Origin of the sequence: Streptomyces sp. NPDC003300 (genome assembly GCF_040610915.1) — a bacterium.
GTDB lineage: Bacteria > Actinomycetota > Actinomycetes > Streptomycetales > Streptomycetaceae > Actinacidiphila.
On sequence record NZ_JBEXNE010000018.1, the window covers coordinates 14,207 to 32,055 of the forward strand.

The following is a 17,849-nucleotide window of genomic DNA, read 5'->3' on the forward strand; positions in this document are numbered from 1 at the left end:
CGCTACAGTCTCCACCACTCCCGACTCGCTCCCGGCTCTTCACGGCCCTAGGTGGTACAGGAATGACCTCGCGCTCGCCCCGATCACCCCACCGCGGAAGGTGGCGGCGGCAGCGGTCCGCGACCGCCGCCGCCCTGCTCGCCTCGCTCGCCCTGCTGTCGGTCGGCGTCACTCCGGCGCTCGCCGCCCCGCCGCAGACGTCGGCCGACCCGGCCGCCGCCGCGGACACCCCGATCGACCCCGCCCAGTACACGCTGGTCCAGGCAGACTCCGAGTCGCCCGCCTACCCCGCGCCCCCGGCCCTGGACGGCACGGCGCTCGCCGCGTTCGACAACGACCCGTCGACGCAGTGGACGGTCGCCTACGACGTGGTCGGCGGCGTCGGCGTCGCCAAGACCCCGATGCCGCACTGGATCACCCTCGACGTCGGCGGCTCCTTCACCCTCACCGGTGTCGACTACTCGGTGAAGAACCAGGCCAACGGCCCGGTCAAGGGCTACCGGATCTTCGTCACCGACGACGCGGCCGTCGCCAAGGACCCGAAGGGGAACTGGGGAGCGCCCGCCGCGACCGGCTCCTTCCACCAGCCGACGAGCAACACCGAGGTACAGACCGTCGTCTTCGACAAGCCCGTCACCGGCCGCTATGTGAAGGTCGAGGCCGAGAGCGCCGTCAACGGGTCCGACAACGCCTCCGCCTCCGAGATCAGGGTCCGCGCCGTCGGCGACACCACGCCCGCGCCCGTCGACCCGCCGCCCCCGGCCGACCCCGCGACCCCCGTCGAGATCAGGCACGGCGCGCTCAAGGTCACCGTCGCCAAGGAATTCCCGCAGGTCATCTCGTACGCGCTGAACGGCGGCACCCTCGCGGGCCAGGCGTCCGTCCTGCACACCTTCGACATCAACGGCGCCGCGCACACCGCGACCACGAAGATGTCCGCGCACGGCGACACCGCGACGTACACCTCGACCTTCGCCGACCTGCCGAACGTCACCATCACCTCGACGATCACCGCGACGGCGAAGAAGACCGTCGTCTTCGCCGTCCGGAAGATCACCGGCAGCGCCGCCCGTACCGTCAACCAGTTCTCGATCCCCGGCCAGTCGCTGCTGTCGGTCGACTCCTCCGACCCGCACGCGAGCCTGGCCCGTACGAAGATCTCCACGGACTCCACGACGACGGCCGACCAGTTCCTCACGATCAGCGCGGCGGCCAAGCCCGACAAGGCGTCCGTCGGCACCCCGTACGGCTTCGTCAGCAACTCCACGCTCGCGGGCGGGCTGATCACCGACGCGACCGACGACGCCGCGCAGGACAACAACGACAACGGCAACACCCGGCTCCAGTCGCGGGTCGTGGACGCGGGCGGCGGCGCGCGCCGCGCGGAGCTGTCCGTCGGCACCTACACCTACGCGCCCAAGGGCGCCACGGACCGGCGGGTGGCGACGTACGCGCTGCCGCGGACCACGGTCGTGCTCTCCGGTGACGCCAACGGCGACAACAAGGTGACCTGGGAGGACGGCGCGCTCGCCTACCGCGCCGCGATGACGCGCCCGCTCGGCGCCGACCGGGTGCCCGAACGCGTCGTGCAGCACATCCCGTTCAACTTCGCGAGCCAGGCCACCAACCCGTTCCTCAAGACGCTCGACAACGTCAAGCGGATCTCGCTGGCCACCGACGACCTCGGCCAGTGGGTGCTGGAGAAGGGCTACGCCAACGAGGGCCACGACTCCGCGCACCCGGACTACGGCGGCGACTACAACGTCAGGGCCGGCGGCCTCACCGACCTCAACAAGCTGGCTTCCGTGGGCGCCGACTACAACTCCGACATCGCCGTCCACGTCAATGTGACCGAGGCGTACCCGCAGGCCAAGAACTTCAGCTCGGGACTCATCCAGGGCCAGGTCAACGGCTGGGACTGGCTCAACCAGTCGTACCACATCGACCAGCGCACCGACCTCGGCAGCGGCGCCGTCCTCGACCGCTTCAAGGAACTGCGCAAGCAGGCGCCCGGCATCAAGACCGTCTACATCGACGCCTACTACTCCAGCGGCTGGCTCGCCGACGAACTGGCCCGCCAGCTCCACGCGATGGGCTTCGAGGTCGCCAGCGAGTGGGCCTACAAATTCGAGGGCGACTCGATCTGGTCGCACTGGGCGAGCGACAAGAACTACGGCGGCGCCACCAACAAGGGCATCAACTCCAACATCGTCCGCTTCATCGCCAACTCCGACCGTGACGTGTGGAACGTCGACCCGCTGCTCGGCGGCTCCGACATCAAGGAGTTCGAGGGCTGGACCGGCCAGGACGACTACAACGCCTTCTACCGGAACATCTGGACCGACAACCTGCCGACCAAATTCCTCCAGCACTACCAGCTCACCACCTGGGACTTCGGCGCCTCCGCCGACCTCACCGGCGGTGTCCACGTCGCGATGGCGGGCGGCAAGCGCCAGGTGACCATGGGCGGCGCGCTCGTCCTCGACGGCGACAGCTACCTGCTGCCGTGGGGCGAGGCCAAGCGCGGCAACGGCACGTCCTCGCCGAGCGACGCCGACAAGATGTACTACTTCAGCGCGTCCGGCGGCGCCCACACCTTCGACGTGACACGGCAGTTCGCGGGCACCAAGCGCTTCACCCTCTACAAGCTCACCGACCAGGGCCGGGTGAAGGCCGCTGACATCACCCCGACCGGCGGCAAGGTCACGATCAGCGGCGACAAGAACCAGCCGTACGTGCTCGCCCCGCACTCCGGCAAGGCGCCGCACACCAACGTCGACTTCGGGCAGGGCACCGGTCTGAACGACCCCGGCTTCAACGCCGGCGACCTCACGGCCTGGAACGCCCGCGGCGGCGCGACCGCCGTACGCACCGCCAACGGTGACAACGTCGCCCGGCTCGGCGCCGCGGCCTCCGGTATCTCGCAGCAGGTCAAGGGCCTGACGTCCGGCAAGACCTACACCCTCAGCGCCAACGTCGAGATCGCCAAGGGGCAGCGCAGGGCCACCACCCTCGCCGTCACCGGCGGCAAGCTGCCCGCCGCCAACACCTTCGACACCACGCCCGCCGCCAACCAGATGGCCGCGGACGCCAAGCAGGGCACGTACTCGCAGCGCGCGTCGGTGACCTTCACCGCGCCGTCCAACGGCAAGGTCACCGTCGCCGTCAGCGCGGTGGCGGGGGGCGTGGCCGTCACGCTGGACGACATACGCCTGATGGCCGACACCACGCTGCCGCTGCCCAAGAAGGCGGCCGGTTCTGGCGGGACCGTCCTCGCACGGGACGACTTCGAGGGCAACCAGCCCGGCTGGGGACCCTTCGTCAAGGGCGACGCGGGCGGCGCCACCGACCCGCGCACCAGCATCAGCGACCTGCACGCCCCGTACAGCCAGAAGATCTGGAAGAACACCTACTCGCCGTACAACTCAGGGACCCTCAAGGGCCAGGCGGTGGACGACGTCATCGGCGGGAACCACTCGCTCAAGGCCCACGAGGAGAACAGCGGTCTGGTCTACCGGACGGTGCCCGCGACCGTGCCCTTCGTGGCGGGCCACACGTACGCGGTCTCCTTCCGCTACCAGACCAACCTCGACGGCCAGTGGGCCTGGGTGACCGGCGCGGACGTCGTCGGCGGCGGAAAGGTCGCGTCCAAGGACGTGACGCGCGACGTGCTCGCGCCCGCGCTCGACACGGCCACGTACTCCAAGGAGATCGTCGCGGGCTGCGGCGACACCTGGGTGGGGCTGCGCAAGCTCGGCGGCGCCAACGGCACGGACTTCGTGCTGGACGACTTCTCGGTGACCGACCTGGGCCCCGCCCCGGCGGGTCCGGCGTGCGCGAGTGTGACGACGCCGCCGACCGCCGAGCTGAGCCCCGGCGTGCCGAGCGAGTACGTGACCACCTTCACCAACAGCGAGCTGACCGACGCCACCGGCGTCGTCCAACGGCTCGACGGCCTGCCCGCCGGGTGGACCGCGGCGGTGAAGACCGAGCACGGCAACAGCTTCGCCACCGTGAAGCCCGGCGCGTCGGTGAGCACCACCTGGCTGCTGACCCCGCCCGCGGGAGCGGCGGGGACCGCCGCCTCCTGGAAGGTCGTGGCGGGCTACACCGACGACGGCGCCACCAAGTCGGTGTCGGCGGACGCCAAGGCGACCGTCGCGACCCGCGCGCTGCTCTCGCCCAGTTCGATGACGGCGACCGCGGACTCCGAGAACCTCTCCTCGGGAGCGGCGGAAGGACCGGTCTCCAACGTGCTCGACGGTGACCCCGGCACCATCTGGCACACCGACTACACCAACTCCGAGGCGCCGTACCCCCATTGGGTGACCCTCAAGCTGGGCGGCCCCGCCGACCTCGACGGCTTCGGCTACCTCGACCGCCAGACCGGCGGACAGAACGGCCGGGTGGCCGGCTACGAGGTCGCCGTCTCCGACAACGGCACTACCTGGACGACCGTCGCCCGCGGCACCCTCGTGGACTCCCCGTCGACCCAGGTCATCGCCTTCGACCGGGTCCGCGCGAGCTATGTCCGCTTCACCGCGCTCAGCGCGCTCAACGGACTGCCGTTCGCGGCGGCAGCCGAGATGCGGGCCTACGGCAGTTACGCCGACACGCCCATCGGTTATCCGCCGGATCCCGCACCGGGCGCCTGACCACGGTCCGAACGGGCACCACGCGGGGCGCGCCCCCCTCCCTGACCGGGGAGGGGGGCGCGCCCCGTCGTTCTCGGGTCAGTTGACCAGCGGGAGGAGCTGAAGGCGCTCGGCCGCCGAGATGAGCGGGTCCACGTCGACCGGCTCCTCCGTGACGTCGTCGATGACGGACACCCGCACCGCGGGCACGGGCGCCGTGTCGATGGTCGCCGCCAGGTCGAGCGCGAACAGCACGTTCACCGGCCGCGCCCCGCGCGAGTCCTCGTGGACGCCCGCGAACCGCAGGATGCGCCAGCCCTCGTCGTCCCAGTGGTCGAGCAGGGCGGAGCGGACGACGGGAGCCGTCGCCTGCCAGGCCAGGGAGTTCTCCAGCAGCTCCACGGACGCCGCGACCGGCACCCGTTCGCCGGAACCGCTCAGCGGATGCCCGAGGACCCGCAGCCGCAGCTTGCGCAACGGCCGCAGCCACCGCTGGTCGAGGTCGGAGGACAGACCGAGCAGTACCGCCGCGGCCACCACCAGGACGACGGCCGACGGCACCGGATCCCCGCCGATCCGCGACCACCACGTACGGTCGGCGGCCACGGCGGCCAGACCGCCCACGACGACCAGACCGGCACGGGTGAAGGACCGCCAGCCGACCGGCCCCTCGTCACGGGCGCTGCACCCGCAGGACGACTCGGGCGCCGTCGCCCGCGCGTACCCCAGATACGCGGTGAAGCCCGCGCCCAGGACCGCCGTTGCCACGGCGGGCGCCACGGCCTCGGGAACGGCGAGCAGCGCCGCCGCGATCAGCAGCTCGACCGCGCCCACCGCGCGCAGTGCCCGGGTGGCGCGGTGGCCGTTGCCCAGGACCCGCACCAGGACGGTGTTCGCGGCCAGTTGGGCCGTACGGCGGCCGAAGAGCTTCGGCGCGCCGGTCACGGCGAGCAGGACCCCGCACAGCAGCGGCGCCAGACTCGGGATGACGGAGATCATCGCGCTCCCTCCTAGTGGCCGACGGTCACGCGGGCGATGTCGACGGTGTCGTCCTCGGGACGCCAGGCGCCGAGGATCTGCGCCGACTGCCCGATCCGCACCCGCGACAGGTCCGAGGTGAGCGCGCCGCCCAGGTACGAGGCGGTGGTCGTCTCGGTGACGATCCGGCCCACGACGGCGTGGTTGTTGCCGTGCGTGAGGTGCAGCCGGTCCTTGGCGATGCCCTGGATCTCGCAGAAGAGATTCACGATGTTGACCCACACCGCGTCGGCCGCGATGGTGCCGTCGGGCATGTCGACACCGCGCGCGTACAGGCCGTCGCCGACCTTGATCTCCGCCGCGGTGGTGGGGCGCAGCTTCCAGACGCTGGTGGCGTTGGTGAGCTGGATGAGGTGCTGGTCGCCGTAGGAGCCGGCGACCTCCAGCACGGTGCCGTTGATCGCGGTGATCCGGCCCTCGGCGAACGCCGACTTGGAGATCGCCGGGTCGAGCGACGGCATCGGCGCGGCGAAGGCGGCGTCCGCGTCGATGCCGCCGAGCGCGGTGGCGCCGACGATGGTCGCACCGCCGAGCGCGGCGGTGGTGAGGAAGCGCCGGCGGTCCATCCGGCCGCGGCCCGCGGGATTCTGGTCGTGGCTCATGTCGGTCCTCCTCACTCGTAGATGTAGACGGGGAGCTTGCCGGAGCTGAGATTGCCGATCGCGGAGAACGCGGCCGGGGTCAGGTCGATGACCCGGTTGGTGCGGCAGACGCCGTTGCAGCACGCGGACTCGCCGCAGAAGCTCTTGGTGCGCGGTCCGCAGTCGGAGACCGTGACGCAGACCGTCGCGCCGGAGCACTGGTGCTTGACGTTCATCACCGAGCCGCAGCCGCGGCGCGCGATCGTCTCACCGCACAGGTCGGGCCGGGTGATGTCGAAGCACGCCTGGGAGGCGTTCGGCCACGCCGCCTGGTGGGCGTTGGACTGGCAGGTGCCGCAGGCACCGGTGCCGGTGCTGCCGCAGGGGCCCCAGGCGCTGCCGCAGCAGAACCAGGTGGTCTCACCTGCCCAGAGACTGGTCGATCCGCAAGCCATGTCGATTCCCTTCGCTCGCGCGCAGGTGTTGTGACCTGCGCATGACAACACAAGGTGCGGGCCGCGTCATGCGTGACACGTGACACGGGGCCGCCGGTGGGGACGGCGGCGGTGCTGGGCGTTCGGCGTCCGGGATGCGCGCGCTCGCGGGGGAGGTGGGGCGACGGGCGGGACCGCGAGGCGGTGGGGCGGTGTGGCGTGAATCGCACGGATGCGCGAGGTGCATGGTGCGCTCGATGTGTGGGGGGATATTGGGGGGTTCGGGTGCTGTGAGTGCTGAGGGTGGCGCGGGTCCTGTGGGGATTCCGGGGCATGTGGGGACGCCGGGAGAATTGCATGCCCATGACAAGGTGTGCGTCGGATGGGTCGGCAGTGATGGTGGAACACGGCCATGATGCGCGCTTCTACGCGCGTCCGCCAGAGGGCGGGAGACACGAGAGGCCCTTGGGGCGGGCGGCACGAGCCGTACGGTGCGGGGTACCGGGCGTTGGCCTCGGGCATCACGGCCGTGGCGCGCCGCGCGGACGCGTGGGCCGTCTTTCGCGGGGTGCCCGGGATGTCGTGATCCAGCCAGCCGCGGCCACGGCGGCTCGCGTACGCCTACGATCTGCCGCCTGCCGCCTGCCGCCTGCCGCCTGCCGCCTGCCGCCTGCCGCCTGCCGCCTGCCGCCTGCCGCCCGCGTATCGGGCGCGGTCGCTGGGGGTGTCGCCCGGCGGTGAAGGGCTACCGGGTCGCCCGCTGAGCGCCACCGCCTGATCCGTCGCCCGATCCGGCGCCGGGCCCTGGGATCCCGGCGGCCCTGCCGCCCGGTCCGCCCTGGCGTCGGGTCGCCGCGCTGCGGCCCACGGCCTCCACCAGCGGCAGCACGCGGTACGGGACCCGCTCGCGCAGGGCGATCTCCGTACGGGTGCGGACCACGCCCGGCAGTTGGATCAGCCGCTGGATGATGTCCTCCAGATGGGCGTTGTCGCGGGCCGCGACCCGGGTGAGCAGATCCCCGCCGCCGGTGATCGAGAGCGCCTCGATGATCTCCGGCACGGCCGCGAGCGCTTCGCCCACGTCGTCCAGGCGCCCCTGCGTCACCTCGATCCGCACGAAGGCCAGCACCGGGTGGCCCAGCGCGGCAGGCGACACGCGTGGTCCCGCCGTGGTGATCACCCCGTCCCGCTCCAGCCGGTCGAGCCGGGCCTGGAGGGTGCCGCGGGCCACGCCGAGTATGCGGGCGTACTCACGGACGCTGGTGCGCGGCTGCTCCAGCAGCAGCCGCAGGATGCGGGTGTCCAGTGCGTCGACGGCCATGGGCCACTGGTCTCCTCATGGTCGATGACAGGGCACCCTCACCGTACCAATGGCACAGCGCCGAGCGACCAGTTTGAGCCACTGCCCGCTCGGGTGCTTTCCTGGTGGTGACGATGGCGTTGCGGTCCTCCGCAACGCCTTTGCCATGTCCGGCGCCGACCGCCGCCGGGCACCCGTACCGGACAGGGGTGGAACCGCACACGTGAAGAAGTTGTTCGTCGCACCGGATCCGGGCCGCGCGCGGCTGCGCCACGCCTCCCGCGCCGTCCTCGGCATCGCGCTCGCCGTCACCGCGGCGGGCCTGGCCGGATTTCCGCTGCCCGCGATGTGCGGCGGCGGTCTCGCCGCGCTGCTCGCCTTCTTCGTCGTCGCCGACCCCCGCGTCGGCCAGCAGGCGGTCACCATCGCCCTGATGCCCCTGACCGGACTGCCGGTGCTCACCGCCGCGGCCTGGCTGCACCCGTACCCGCTCGCCCGCGACGCCGCCTTCGTCGCTGTCGTCCTCGCCGGGGTCTACGTCCGCCGCTGGGGCGCCCGCGGCCACGCGCTCGGCGTCTTCGGCTTCATGATGTTCTTCATCGCGCAGTTCCTGCACGCCGTCCCGGCCGAACTCCCCGAGCTGTACGCGGCGATCGGCCTCAGCCTCGCCGTCGCCGCCACCGTCCGCTTCGGCCTGTGGTGCTACGAACGCGGCGCCGCTCCCGTACCGGCCGTATCTCTTGTCCAACCGCCCGGTCTGCGCAGGCCGACCACCCGGCAGGCCGTCCAGGCCGCGACCGCCGCGGCCGGAGCCCTCGCGCTCGGCCAGGCACTGTCGGAGGACCGCTGGTACTGGGCGGTCGCCACCTCCTGGTGGATCTTCGTCAACACGGCGTCGCGCGGCGAGACCCTGGTGCGCGGCTTCCGCCGCGTGCTCGGCACCGCGCTCGGCATCGTGGCCGGATTCGCCCTCGCCCTTCCCCTGCACGGCGCCCCCGTACCGTCCGCCGTCCTCGTCGCGGTGTGCGTTTTCGGCATCTTCTACAGCGCGGCCGTCTCCTACTCCTGGATGACCTTCTTCGTCACCGTCATGGCCGGCTCCCTCTACGGGCTGCTCGGCGTCCTGCACCCGGCGCTGCTCCTGCTGCGCCTCGAGGAGACCGGGGCGGGCGCGCTCTGGGCCGCCCTCGCCGTGCTGCTGGTGCTGCCGGTCACCACGCACGCCGCCACCGACGCCTGGATCCAGCGCGCCCTGGAATCCGTACGCGACTTCACCGCGCAGGCCGCCCGGCACCTCGCCGGTGAACCCGGCGCCGACCTGGCGGGACGCGCCGCCGAACTGGACCTGGTACTCGGCCGGGTACGCGCCTGCCTGGCGCCGCTGGTGCACCCGCTGAGCCCCCTGCGGGCCCGTAGAGCGCGGGCCGGTCACGTACTGCGCCTCCTCGACGCCTGCGCCCACCAGGTTCGCGGCCTCGCCGAGGTCGTCGCCCACCCCGAAGCGGGCCACGACGAGCGGCTGTCGGCCGCTTGCCGACGGGTCGAGGACGCCGTGCGCCGCCTGGTCGTACGCGGCGTCGAGGCACCGGAACCCCGGCCGGAAACGCCCCGGGACGGCGTGGGACATCCGCACGCCGAACGCGCGCTCGGCCACCTGCGGGTCCTGGAAACGGCGCTCACCGACCTCGCCGCCCCCCTGCACGCCGACCCCCGGGCGCCGCTCGCCGCCTGACCAGTGGGACCCGGGGGCGACGCGGCCGCCGTCAGGTACTAATCTCAGCCGCCGTACAGACATCAGGCGGAAGAGGTACGGCAGTGGCCGGGCACGTTTACATCGGGTCGTTCACTTCGGCGGGCGGGCGAGGGCTCACCACGGCCGCCGTCGACCCGGACACGGGAGCGCTCACCGCGCTCGGCGACAACGCCGAGGTGCAGAATCCGTCCTTCCTCGCCCTGTCCGACGACGGGCGGACGCTCTACACGGTCGGCGAGACCGAGCCGGAGGGCACCGCCGCCGCGTTCTCGGTCGCAGACCCGGCCGCACCCCGGCTGCTCGGCGCGCCCGTGCAGGTGCACGGCGGCTGGCCCACCCACCTCGCCGTCCACCGCGGCCACCTGCTCACGGCCAACTACGCGGAGCCCGGCAGCGTCAGCGTCCTGTCCATCGGCGAGGACGGCGCGCTCGGCGGACTGCGCTCACTGCTGGAGCACGAGGGCGACGGCCCCCACCCCGAGCGCCAGACCGGGCCGCACGCGCACGCCGTGCTGACCGACCCCAGCGGACGCTGGGCGGTCAGCGTCGACCTCGGCACCGACTCGGTGCGGGTCTGCGAACTGGACACCGACAGCGGCGAGCTGGAGATCGAGCGCGAGCTGGGACTGCGCTCCGGGATCGGCCCGCGCCACCTCACCTTCCACCCGGCCGGCCACCACGCCTATGTGATGAACGAACTCGACTCCGTCGTCACCGTCTGCCGCTGGGACCCCTCCATCGGCAGCCTGCGCCCGCTCGCCGAGGTCCGCGTGCTCCCCGACGGCACCGAGGGCGAGAACTACCCCTCGGAACTGGTCGTCTCGCCCGACGGCCGCTTCGCCTGGGCCGCCAACCGCGGCCACAACAGCATCGCGGTGCTCGCCCTGGACGAGACGGGGGAGCGGCTGGAACTGCTCGACACCGTGAGCTGCGGCGGCGACTGGCCGCGCCACCTGACCCTCGACCCGTCGGGCACCCGGCTGTACGCGGCCAACGAGCGCTCCGGCGACGTCACCTGGTTCGACGTCGACCCGGGCACCGGCATCCCCAAGCAGGCCGGTTCGCTGGCGCTGCCCGCCGTGTCCTGCGTGCTCTTCGCCCGGGCCTGACACCGCGGCGGCGGGCTCGCGCGGCCCGCACGACGAGGAAACGGCGCGGGCGGGCGGTCCTGTCGAAGGACCGCCCGCCCGCGCCGTTGTCGTCGCCGTGTCGACGCGCCGCCTCGTTCAGTGCGAGGGCGCGCTCTCCTGCTGCTGCATCGCGATGCCCAGCGCGCCCGCGTAATGCGTGACCACCAGCTTGCCGACCGCCGGGTACGGGCCGAGCGCGTCGGCGCCCGAGCAGCCCGCCTCCGCCGCGGCGGTGTGCAGGAGTTGCGGCGCGATCTCCGGGCCGATCAGGCACGGGGCGAGCGCGAGCCGGCCGGAGCCGGAGGAGCGCAGTTGCTCCGCCGCCCGAGCGATGGAGCCGTCCTCGTCGAGCGCGGCGGCCAGCACCGGCACGGCGAGCCGCGCGGCCAGCAGCAGCCCGGTCACACCCGCGGCCTGCGCCGCCTCCTCGCCGCCGACGGTCGCCAGGATGATCCCGTCGGCCGCGGTCGCCACGGTGAACAGCCGGGCGCGGTCGGCGCGGGCCAGACCCGCCTCGGCGAGCCGGACGTGCAGCGCCTCGGCGAGCAGCGGATGCGGACCGAGGACGTCGGTCAGCTCCACCTGCGCCTTGGTGTCGGCGATGGCCTGCCGGATCCTGCGCAGCACCGAAGCCTCGGGTCCCGCGAGCAGCGGGACGACGACGGCCGCGGTGTCCTCCCCCGACCGCTCGTCCGCGATCGCGGCCAGGACGCCGCGCAGCGCCGGGAATTCGGTCTCCGCGCCGTCCTCACCGTCGACGAAGCCGATCCGCGGATCGAGTCCCGACAGCTCGGAGCGGGCGATGCTCACGACCTCCTCCGCCAGACTGAGCGCGGCGGCGGTGGGAGTGCCGGGGACGGCCAGAACCAGCACCGGCGCGCCCTCGGGCGCGGCCAGCGCCTCCGGTCGGCGGTGACGTCCCGGCTGGCGCGGGCGCGGCATTCGAACGGGAAGGCCGGAGGCGGGCCCTGTGGCAGTGCTCATGGCGACGCATGCTAACGCCTTGGGGCGCCTGGATGTTCGGCCGGGTCGGAGCCGCGGCAGACCTGTCCTGATCTGTCCCTTTCACCGCTCACGTTCGGTCATCGAACGAGTCTGAGCTGTGCCGGAACGCGCCGCGTCGGCACCGGAACGAACCGGTGCGGTACGCGAACGGGCCGGTGCGGCACGGGAGACGAGCCGCAGCAGCGCGGGGTCGGCCGGAAGCGGCAGCGCGTCCCGGTGCAGCGCCCCCGCGATCAGCAGCGCGCCGTCCAGCGGATCCCCGGCCGCCGGTACGAGCCTGGCGTCCGGCAGCATCCGCCCGGCCCGCTCGCGCAGCGGCCCGAGCAGCGGCTCACCCATCTTGAACAGGCCACCGGTCAGCGCCACGTCCACCGCGGCGGCGTCCGGCCGTACGGCAGCCGCCGACTCCAGGATGTGCGTCGCGGCGGCCCGCAGGATGCCGGAGGCCACCGGGTCGCCCCCCGTGGCGCAGGCGGCCACGTCGGGCGCGAACGAGGCCAGTACGGCGGGCCGGTCGGGGCGCGGGTAGAGCCGTGCGGGCATCCCGTCGAGCGGCCCGAAACGGTCCTCCGCGCGGGCCAGCAGCGCCGTGGAGCCGCCCGCCCTGCCGTCGTGCGCGCGCATCGCCGCGTCCAGGCCCGCGCGGCCGATCCAGGACCCGCCGCCCGCGTCGCCCAGCAGATGGCCCCAGCCGTCCGCGCGCAGCCAGCCGCGGCCGTCGGCCGCGGTGCCGAGCGCGATCACGCCGGTGCCCGCGGCGACGACGACGCCCGGCCGCAGACCGAGCGCGCCCGCGTACGCGGTCACCGCGTCACCGGCCAGCGCCAGCGACTCCACCCCGAAGGCGGCGGCCAGGGCGTCGGGCAGCACGGCGCGCAGGTCGGTGCCGAGTGTGGCCATACCGGCCGCGCCGACGCATGCGGCGGCCAGCGTGCCGGCCCCGGCCTTGTCCAGCAGGCCATTCACCAGGGGCACGACCTGGTCGAGCAGGCTCGCGGCGTCGATCCCGCGCTCGCCGGTCACGGCCGGGCGGGCCGAGACGGCGGGCGCGGACACCTCGGTGCCGTCGGCGCGGGCGACGGCCACCCGCACCCCGGAACCGCCGGAGTCGATCCCGAGCACCCAGTCAGCGGAAGCGGGCACGGATCAGCCGAGCCCGCGCGAGTCCTGCTTGAGCGCGGTGTCCACGGTCAGCGCCGAGGCGACGACCATGCTCAGCAGCGGGTCGGCCAGCGGCCGGTGGATCTGGAGGACGTAGTTGTCCGCCGTGGTGAACATGGTCTTGGCCAGGCCCTCCCACGTCTTGGTGATCCGGCCGATCTCCGTCTCCGTGTGGTCCACGATGGCGAAGTTCCACGCCCGCCAGTTCTCTGCCTTGATGGCACCGATCTGCTGGCCGTTGTACATGAACGCGAACTTGATCTTGCCGAAGGCGTTCTGCTGCACGATCTCGCCGAGCGGCTCACCGTTCGAGCGGTGCACCAGCACCTTGGACTTGATGAACTTCGCGGGCCGGGTGAGCACCAACTGCGGCTGCCCGTGCGCGTCCCTGACCTCCAGCTTGTGGGTCAGGAACTGGTCCACGCTGGAGACGAAGCGCAGCACCTTCTTCGCTGTGCTCTGCCCGATCTCGACGACCGAGCCGAGGGTACGGCCCTGCTGGTCGAAGACGCTGTACTCGTTGACCAGCTCGATCAGCTTGGCCTTCTGGTTCACCACCAGGATCGGCTCGGTGAACAGGGTGCCGCCGCCGAACGAGGTCGGCGCTATCCCGGCCTGCTGCTGCACCTGGCGCTGGACCTTGGACGGGTCGGGGGCGCCGCTGACATTCACCTCCCACGCGTTGCCGCCGCCTTGCTGCTGCTGCGGAATCTGGCCGGGGTTCGTGTGCTCCGTCCACTGTTTGCCGTCCCAGTAGCGGAGCAGATTCGGAGTGCCTTGCGGGTCGGCGTACCAGCCCGCCGGAGTATTGGGATGCGTCGTCACCCGGGCAGAGTACCGTCAAGACATGTCAGGGAAGGAGCCAGTCGACCGGCTGCGCACCCTGCCGGAGCAGCAGATCATTGGCGCGGCTGAAGGGCCGTGAGCCGAAGAAGCCGCGGTCGGCCGACATGGGGGAGGGGTGCGAGGACTCGATGGCGGGCAACTGCCCGAGCAGCGGCCGCAGATTGCGGGCGTCCCGGCCCCACAGCACGGAGACCAGCGGACGGCCCCGGGCGGCGAGCGCCCTGATCGCCTGCTCGGTGACCTCTTCCCAGCCCTTGCCGCGGTGCGCGGCGGGCCGCCGGGGCGCGGTGGTCAGCGCCCTGTTGAGCAGCAGCACACCCTGCCGGGTCCACGGCGTGAGATCCCCGTTGGACGGCCGCGGCAGCCCCAGGTCGGAGCCCAGTTCGCGGTAGATGTTCTCCAGACTGCCCGGCAGCGGCCGTACGTCCGGCGCGACGGAGAAACTGAGCCCCACCGCGTGACCCGGGGTCGGATACGGGTCCTGCCCGACGATCAGCACCCGCACGTCGTCGAAGGGCTGCTGGAACGCGCGCAGTACGTTCGCACCGGAGGGAAGGTACGTACGCCCCGCGGCGATCTCGGCGCGGAGGAAGTCCCCCATCGCCGCGATCCGGTCCGCCACCGGTTCGAGCGCCTTCGCCCAGCCCGCTTCGACGATCTCGTTCAATGGTCGCGCTGTCACGGTCCGTCACTCTACTGGCTCAACGGCCGTGCCGCGGACGGGGATCGGACCCGCCCGCGCAACGACGGCTCCGGTAGCGGACCGCCGGGCAGGACCGGTCAGATACCGGCCCGGCGGAAGGCTCGCCCGTACTGCTGCGGCACCGCCACCTCGGAGCCCAGCTCACGGGCGGCGTGCAGCGGCCAGTTCGGCGTACGCAGCAGTTCGCGGCCGAGCAGGACGGCGTCGGCCTGGCCGGTGGACAGGATCGTCTCGGCCTGCCGGGGGTGGGTGATCTCGCCGACGGCCGCCACCGGCAGACCGGTCTCGGCCTTCACGCGGGCCGCGAAGGGCACCTGATAGCCGGGGCCGAGCGGAATGCGTACGCCCGCGGCGTTCCCGCCCGTGGACACGTCGAGCAGGTCGACCCCGCGCACGAGCAGTTCCTTGGCGAAGCGGACCGTCTCGTCCGCCGTCCAGCCGCCGTTCTCCAGCCAGTCGGTGGCCGAGATGCGGAAGAACAGCGGCAGTTCCTCCGGCCAGACCTCGCGCACGGCGTCGACCGTCTCCAGCGCGAACCTGATCCGGTTCTCGAAGGCGCCGCCGTAGCCGTCGGTGCGGTGGTTGCTGTGCGGAGAGAGGAATTCGCCGATCAGATAGCCGTGCGCGCCGTGCAGTTCGAGCACCTCGAAGCCCGCCGCGAGCGCGCGCCGGGCCCCGGCCACGAACTGCCCGACGACGTCCCTGATGTCCGCCTCCGACAGTTCGGTCGGCACCTTGGACTCGTCGGAGAACGCCACCGGGCTCGGCGCCACCGGCTGCCAGCCGCGCTCGTCCGCGCCCAGCGGGCCGCCGCCCGCCCACGGCCGGTCCGTGGACGCCTTGCGTCCGGCGTGGCCGATCTGGATGCCGGGCACGGTGCCGTGGTCCTTGAGGAAGCGGGTGATCCGGCTGAAGGCCGCCACCTGGTGGTCGTTCCAGATCCCGAGGTCGGCGGGGCTGATCCGGCCCTCGGGGCTGACCGCGGTCGCCTCGACCAGGATCAGTCCGGCGCCGCCGACCGCCCGCGACGCGTAGTGCGCGAAGTGCCAGTCGCCGGGCGCTCCCTCGTCGGGCCCCTCGGTCGCCGCCGAGTACTGGCACATCGGCGCCATCCAGGCCCGGTTGGGAATGGTCACGGACCGCAGGGTGAAGGGCTCGAACAGCGCGCTCACGGCACTCTCCTCGTCGTCGGACTCCGTCGCGGGGCTCCACCGGTCGGGGCCTGTCGCCGCGCACTGGTGACGGCTTCTACGATAGACGCCGTAGTACGGCAGGCGTCAAACTACGACGGGTATCGTAATATGACGTTCATGACACTCCCGATTCCGTCCCACGCGCCACCGGCACCGGCACCGGCACCGTTGTCGTCGGCGCCAGCCGCAGGTGCCGACGCCCCGGCCGCCGCCGGGCGCGCGCTGGAGCACCCCGGCACCGGGGAGATCCGGCTCGAAGAGGTGCTGCACGCGCTGTCCGACCCGATGCGGCTGATCGTGGTCCGCAATCTGGCCGCGGCCCACGGTGAAGTGGCCTGCTCCGACGTGCCGTTGCCGGTCAGCAAGTCCACGACCACGCACCACTTCCGGGTGCTGCGCGAGGCGGGCGTCATCAGCCAGATCTACCGCGGCACCTCCAAGATGAACGCGCTGCGCACGGACGACCTCGAAGCGCTCTTCCCCGGTCTGCTCGACCGCGTCCTCGACGCGGCGGCCCGCCAGGCGGCCCGGCTCGACGGCTGACCGTGGGGGCGTCGGGCGCCTGGATCCAAAGTCTGTATCCGAGTCCCTGGATCCGAGTCCCTGGATCCGAGTGCCCGGATTCGAGTGCCCGGATTTCGAGTGGCTGGATTCGACGCGCCTCGATCCGTCCCGTCCGTGACGGGCCTCAGGCCGGTCCCTCCGCGGGCGGCGACGACGAGTGGCCCGCCGCCGTCAACAGCCCTTCCCAGTCGGGGATCTTGACCGTCCCCCGGTCCAGGGAACGGCCCCACTCCGCCTCCGCCGCCTCGATCGCCAGCCAGCCCCGCCAGGCGACCGGCCGTACGCCCGCGGCCCGCAGCCCGGCCAGCGGATCGGCCGACAGCTCTCGCGTCAGCAGACCCGGCGCCTCGGCGAGCAGCGCCGTCGCGGTCTCCTTGGCGCACGGCCGGTTGGTGCCGATCACACCGGTCGGTCCGCGCTTGATCCAGCCCGCCACGTACTCGCCGGGGGAGGGCGTACCGTCGCGCAGCACGCGGCCCGCGTCGTTCGGCACCACCGCGCCCCGAGGGTCGAAGGGCAGGCCGGGCAGCGGCACCCCCTGGTAGCCGACCGAGCGCAGGACGAGTCCCGCGTCGATCTCCTCGCCGCCGCCTGTATCGGACACACCGCCGCGCCCGTCAGGACCCGTTCGGGTGAAACGGACCGCGCGCACCCGCCCGGCCTCGTCGGCGAGGAACGCGGTGGGGCGCAGGAAGAACCGCACATGGAGTCGGCGCGGCCGTCCCCGCGGCGGCTGCGCGGCCCACGAGCGCAGCACCTCCACATTGCGCCGGGCCGCCGTCGGCAGACCGGAGGGGTCGGCGTACGCCGGGTCGAGCGCCAACTCGTCCTCGCGCACGATCACATCGGTGTCGGCCAGCGCGCCCAGCTCACGCAGTTCCTTGGTGGTGAACTTCGCCTGCGAGGGCCCGCGCCGCCCCACCATGTGGATGTCGGTGACGCGGCTGTCGGCGAGCGCCCGCAGCGCCGCCTCCGGTACGTCGGTGCGCCGCAGTTCGTCCGCGCGCCGGGCCAGCACGCGCGCCACGTCGACCGCGACGTTCCCCACACCGATGACCACGGCCGAGCGGGCCCGCAGCGCGAAGCCGTCCGGCGGCTCGTCGGGGTGCGCGCTGTACCAGGACACGAAGCGGGTCGCCGAGTAGCTGCCGGGCAACTCCTCGCCGGGCACGCCCAGTCTGCGGTCGGTCGCGGCGCCCACGCAGTAGACCACCGCGTGGTACAGACCGAGCAGCCGCTCCGGCGTCAGCGGCGCGGGCCCCACGCCGACGTTGCCGAGGAAGCGGACCCGCGGATCCTCCAGCACCTTGCGCAGGCTGCCCTGGAGGGACTTGATCTTCTCGTGGTCGGGCGCGACACCGTATCTGACCAGGCCGTACGGGCACGGCAACCGGTCGAGCACGTCAACCGCGACATCCGGCACCGACTCCTGACGGGTGAGCGCGTCCGCGGTGTACACCCCGCTCGGACCCGAACCGACGACTGCGACGCGTAACACGACGGTGCT

The 17,849-nt window shown here is 72.7% G+C and carries 14 protein-coding genes; 4 read left to right on the plus strand and 10 right to left on the minus strand.

The window, feature by feature from the left end; genetic code table 11:
* Nucleotides 1-62: 62 nt before the first annotated feature.
* Nucleotides 63-4,655: an endo-alpha-N-acetylgalactosaminidase family protein gene (locus tag ABZX65_RS24370; protein ID WP_355343729.1), complete on the plus strand. Its 4,593-nt coding sequence runs from the start codon at nucleotides 63-65 to the stop codon at nucleotides 4,653-4,655.
* Between the two features lie 78 nt (nucleotides 4,656-4,733).
* Here the strand turns inward: ABZX65_RS24370 and ABZX65_RS24375 are convergent, their stop codons facing one another.
* The 4 genes from ABZX65_RS24375 to ABZX65_RS24390 all read right to left on the minus strand — a co-directional run bounded on the left by ABZX65_RS24375 (nucleotide 4,734) and on the right by ABZX65_RS24390 (nucleotide 8,008).
* On the minus strand, nucleotides 4,734-5,633 hold the full coding sequence (locus ABZX65_RS24375; protein WP_355343733.1) for a MauE/DoxX family redox-associated membrane protein: 900 nt from the start codon (nucleotides 5,631-5,633) through the stop codon (nucleotides 4,734-4,736).
* Nucleotides 5,634-5,644: 11 nt separating this feature from the next.
* Complete coding sequence (locus tag ABZX65_RS24380; protein ID WP_355343736.1) at nucleotides 5,645-6,274, minus strand: cell wall protein; 630 nt, start codon at nucleotides 6,272-6,274, stop codon at nucleotides 5,645-5,647.
* A gap of 11 nt (nucleotides 6,275-6,285) precedes the next feature.
* On the minus strand, nucleotides 6,286-6,708 hold the full coding sequence (locus ABZX65_RS24385) for a hypothetical protein (protein ID WP_188284393.1): 423 nt from the start codon (nucleotides 6,706-6,708) through the stop codon (nucleotides 6,286-6,288).
* Between the two features lie 724 nt (nucleotides 6,709-7,432).
* Nucleotides 7,433-8,008 (minus strand): Lrp/AsnC family transcriptional regulator, encoded by a 576-nt coding sequence (locus tag ABZX65_RS24390; RefSeq protein ID WP_355343740.1) that lies wholly within the window; start codon nucleotides 8,006-8,008, stop codon nucleotides 7,433-7,435.
* A gap of 145 nt (nucleotides 8,009-8,153) precedes the next feature.
* Between ABZX65_RS24390 and ABZX65_RS24395 the strand changes: the two genes are divergently transcribed.
* Both ABZX65_RS24395 and ABZX65_RS24400 read left to right on the plus strand, forming a co-directional pair.
* Entirely contained in the window at nucleotides 8,154-9,719 is a 1,566-nt protein-coding gene (locus ABZX65_RS24395; protein ID WP_355343743.1) for an FUSC family protein, read from the plus strand.
* Between the two features lie 83 nt (nucleotides 9,720-9,802).
* Entirely contained in the window at nucleotides 9,803-10,849 is a 1,047-nt protein-coding gene (locus tag ABZX65_RS24400; RefSeq protein ID WP_355343746.1) for a lactonase family protein, read from the plus strand.
* 117 nt (nucleotides 10,850-10,966) lie between these two features.
* Here ABZX65_RS24400 and ABZX65_RS24405 read toward each other — a convergent pair whose 3' ends face one another.
* The 5 genes from ABZX65_RS24405 to ABZX65_RS24425 all read right to left on the minus strand — a co-directional run bounded on the left by ABZX65_RS24405 (nucleotide 10,967) and on the right by ABZX65_RS24425 (nucleotide 15,757).
* Nucleotides 10,967-11,854, minus strand: a complete 888-nt coding sequence (locus ABZX65_RS24405) for a hypothetical protein (RefSeq protein WP_355343749.1) — start codon at nucleotides 11,852-11,854, stop codon at nucleotides 10,967-10,969.
* An 81-nt stretch (nucleotides 11,855-11,935) separates the two neighbouring features.
* A complete protein-coding gene (locus ABZX65_RS24410; RefSeq protein ID WP_355343752.1) occupies nucleotides 11,936-13,018 on the minus strand; it encodes a BadF/BadG/BcrA/BcrD ATPase family protein in 1,083 nt (360 codons plus the stop codon).
* Between the two features lie 3 nt (nucleotides 13,019-13,021).
* Nucleotides 13,022-13,861 (minus strand): phospholipid scramblase-related protein, encoded by an 840-nt coding sequence (locus ABZX65_RS24415; protein ID WP_355343755.1) that lies wholly within the window; start codon nucleotides 13,859-13,861, stop codon nucleotides 13,022-13,024.
* Nucleotides 13,862-13,886: 25 nt separating this feature from the next.
* Nucleotides 13,887-14,564 (minus strand): uracil-DNA glycosylase, encoded by a 678-nt coding sequence (locus ABZX65_RS24420; RefSeq protein WP_355343757.1) that lies wholly within the window; start codon nucleotides 14,562-14,564, stop codon nucleotides 13,887-13,889.
* A 98-nt stretch (nucleotides 14,565-14,662) separates the two neighbouring features.
* Nucleotides 14,663-15,757 carry an NADH:flavin oxidoreductase/NADH oxidase gene (locus ABZX65_RS24425; RefSeq protein WP_355343759.1) on the minus strand — a complete coding sequence of 365 codons (1,095 nt, stop codon included), beginning with the start codon at nucleotides 15,755-15,757 and terminating at the stop codon, nucleotides 14,663-14,665.
* 138 nt (nucleotides 15,758-15,895) lie between these two features.
* On the opposite strand from ABZX65_RS24425, the gene ABZX65_RS24430 reads away from it, so the two are divergent.
* A complete protein-coding gene (locus tag ABZX65_RS24430; protein ID WP_355343762.1) occupies nucleotides 15,896-16,321 on the plus strand; it encodes a helix-turn-helix transcriptional regulator in 426 nt (141 codons plus the stop codon).
* A gap of 145 nt (nucleotides 16,322-16,466) precedes the next feature.
* Here ABZX65_RS24430 and ABZX65_RS24435 read toward each other — a convergent pair whose 3' ends face one another.
* Nucleotides 16,467-17,840, minus strand: a complete 1,374-nt coding sequence (locus tag ABZX65_RS24435; RefSeq protein ID WP_355343765.1) for an FAD-dependent oxidoreductase — start codon at nucleotides 17,838-17,840, stop codon at nucleotides 16,467-16,469.
* Nucleotides 17,841-17,849: the final 9 nt, after the last annotated feature.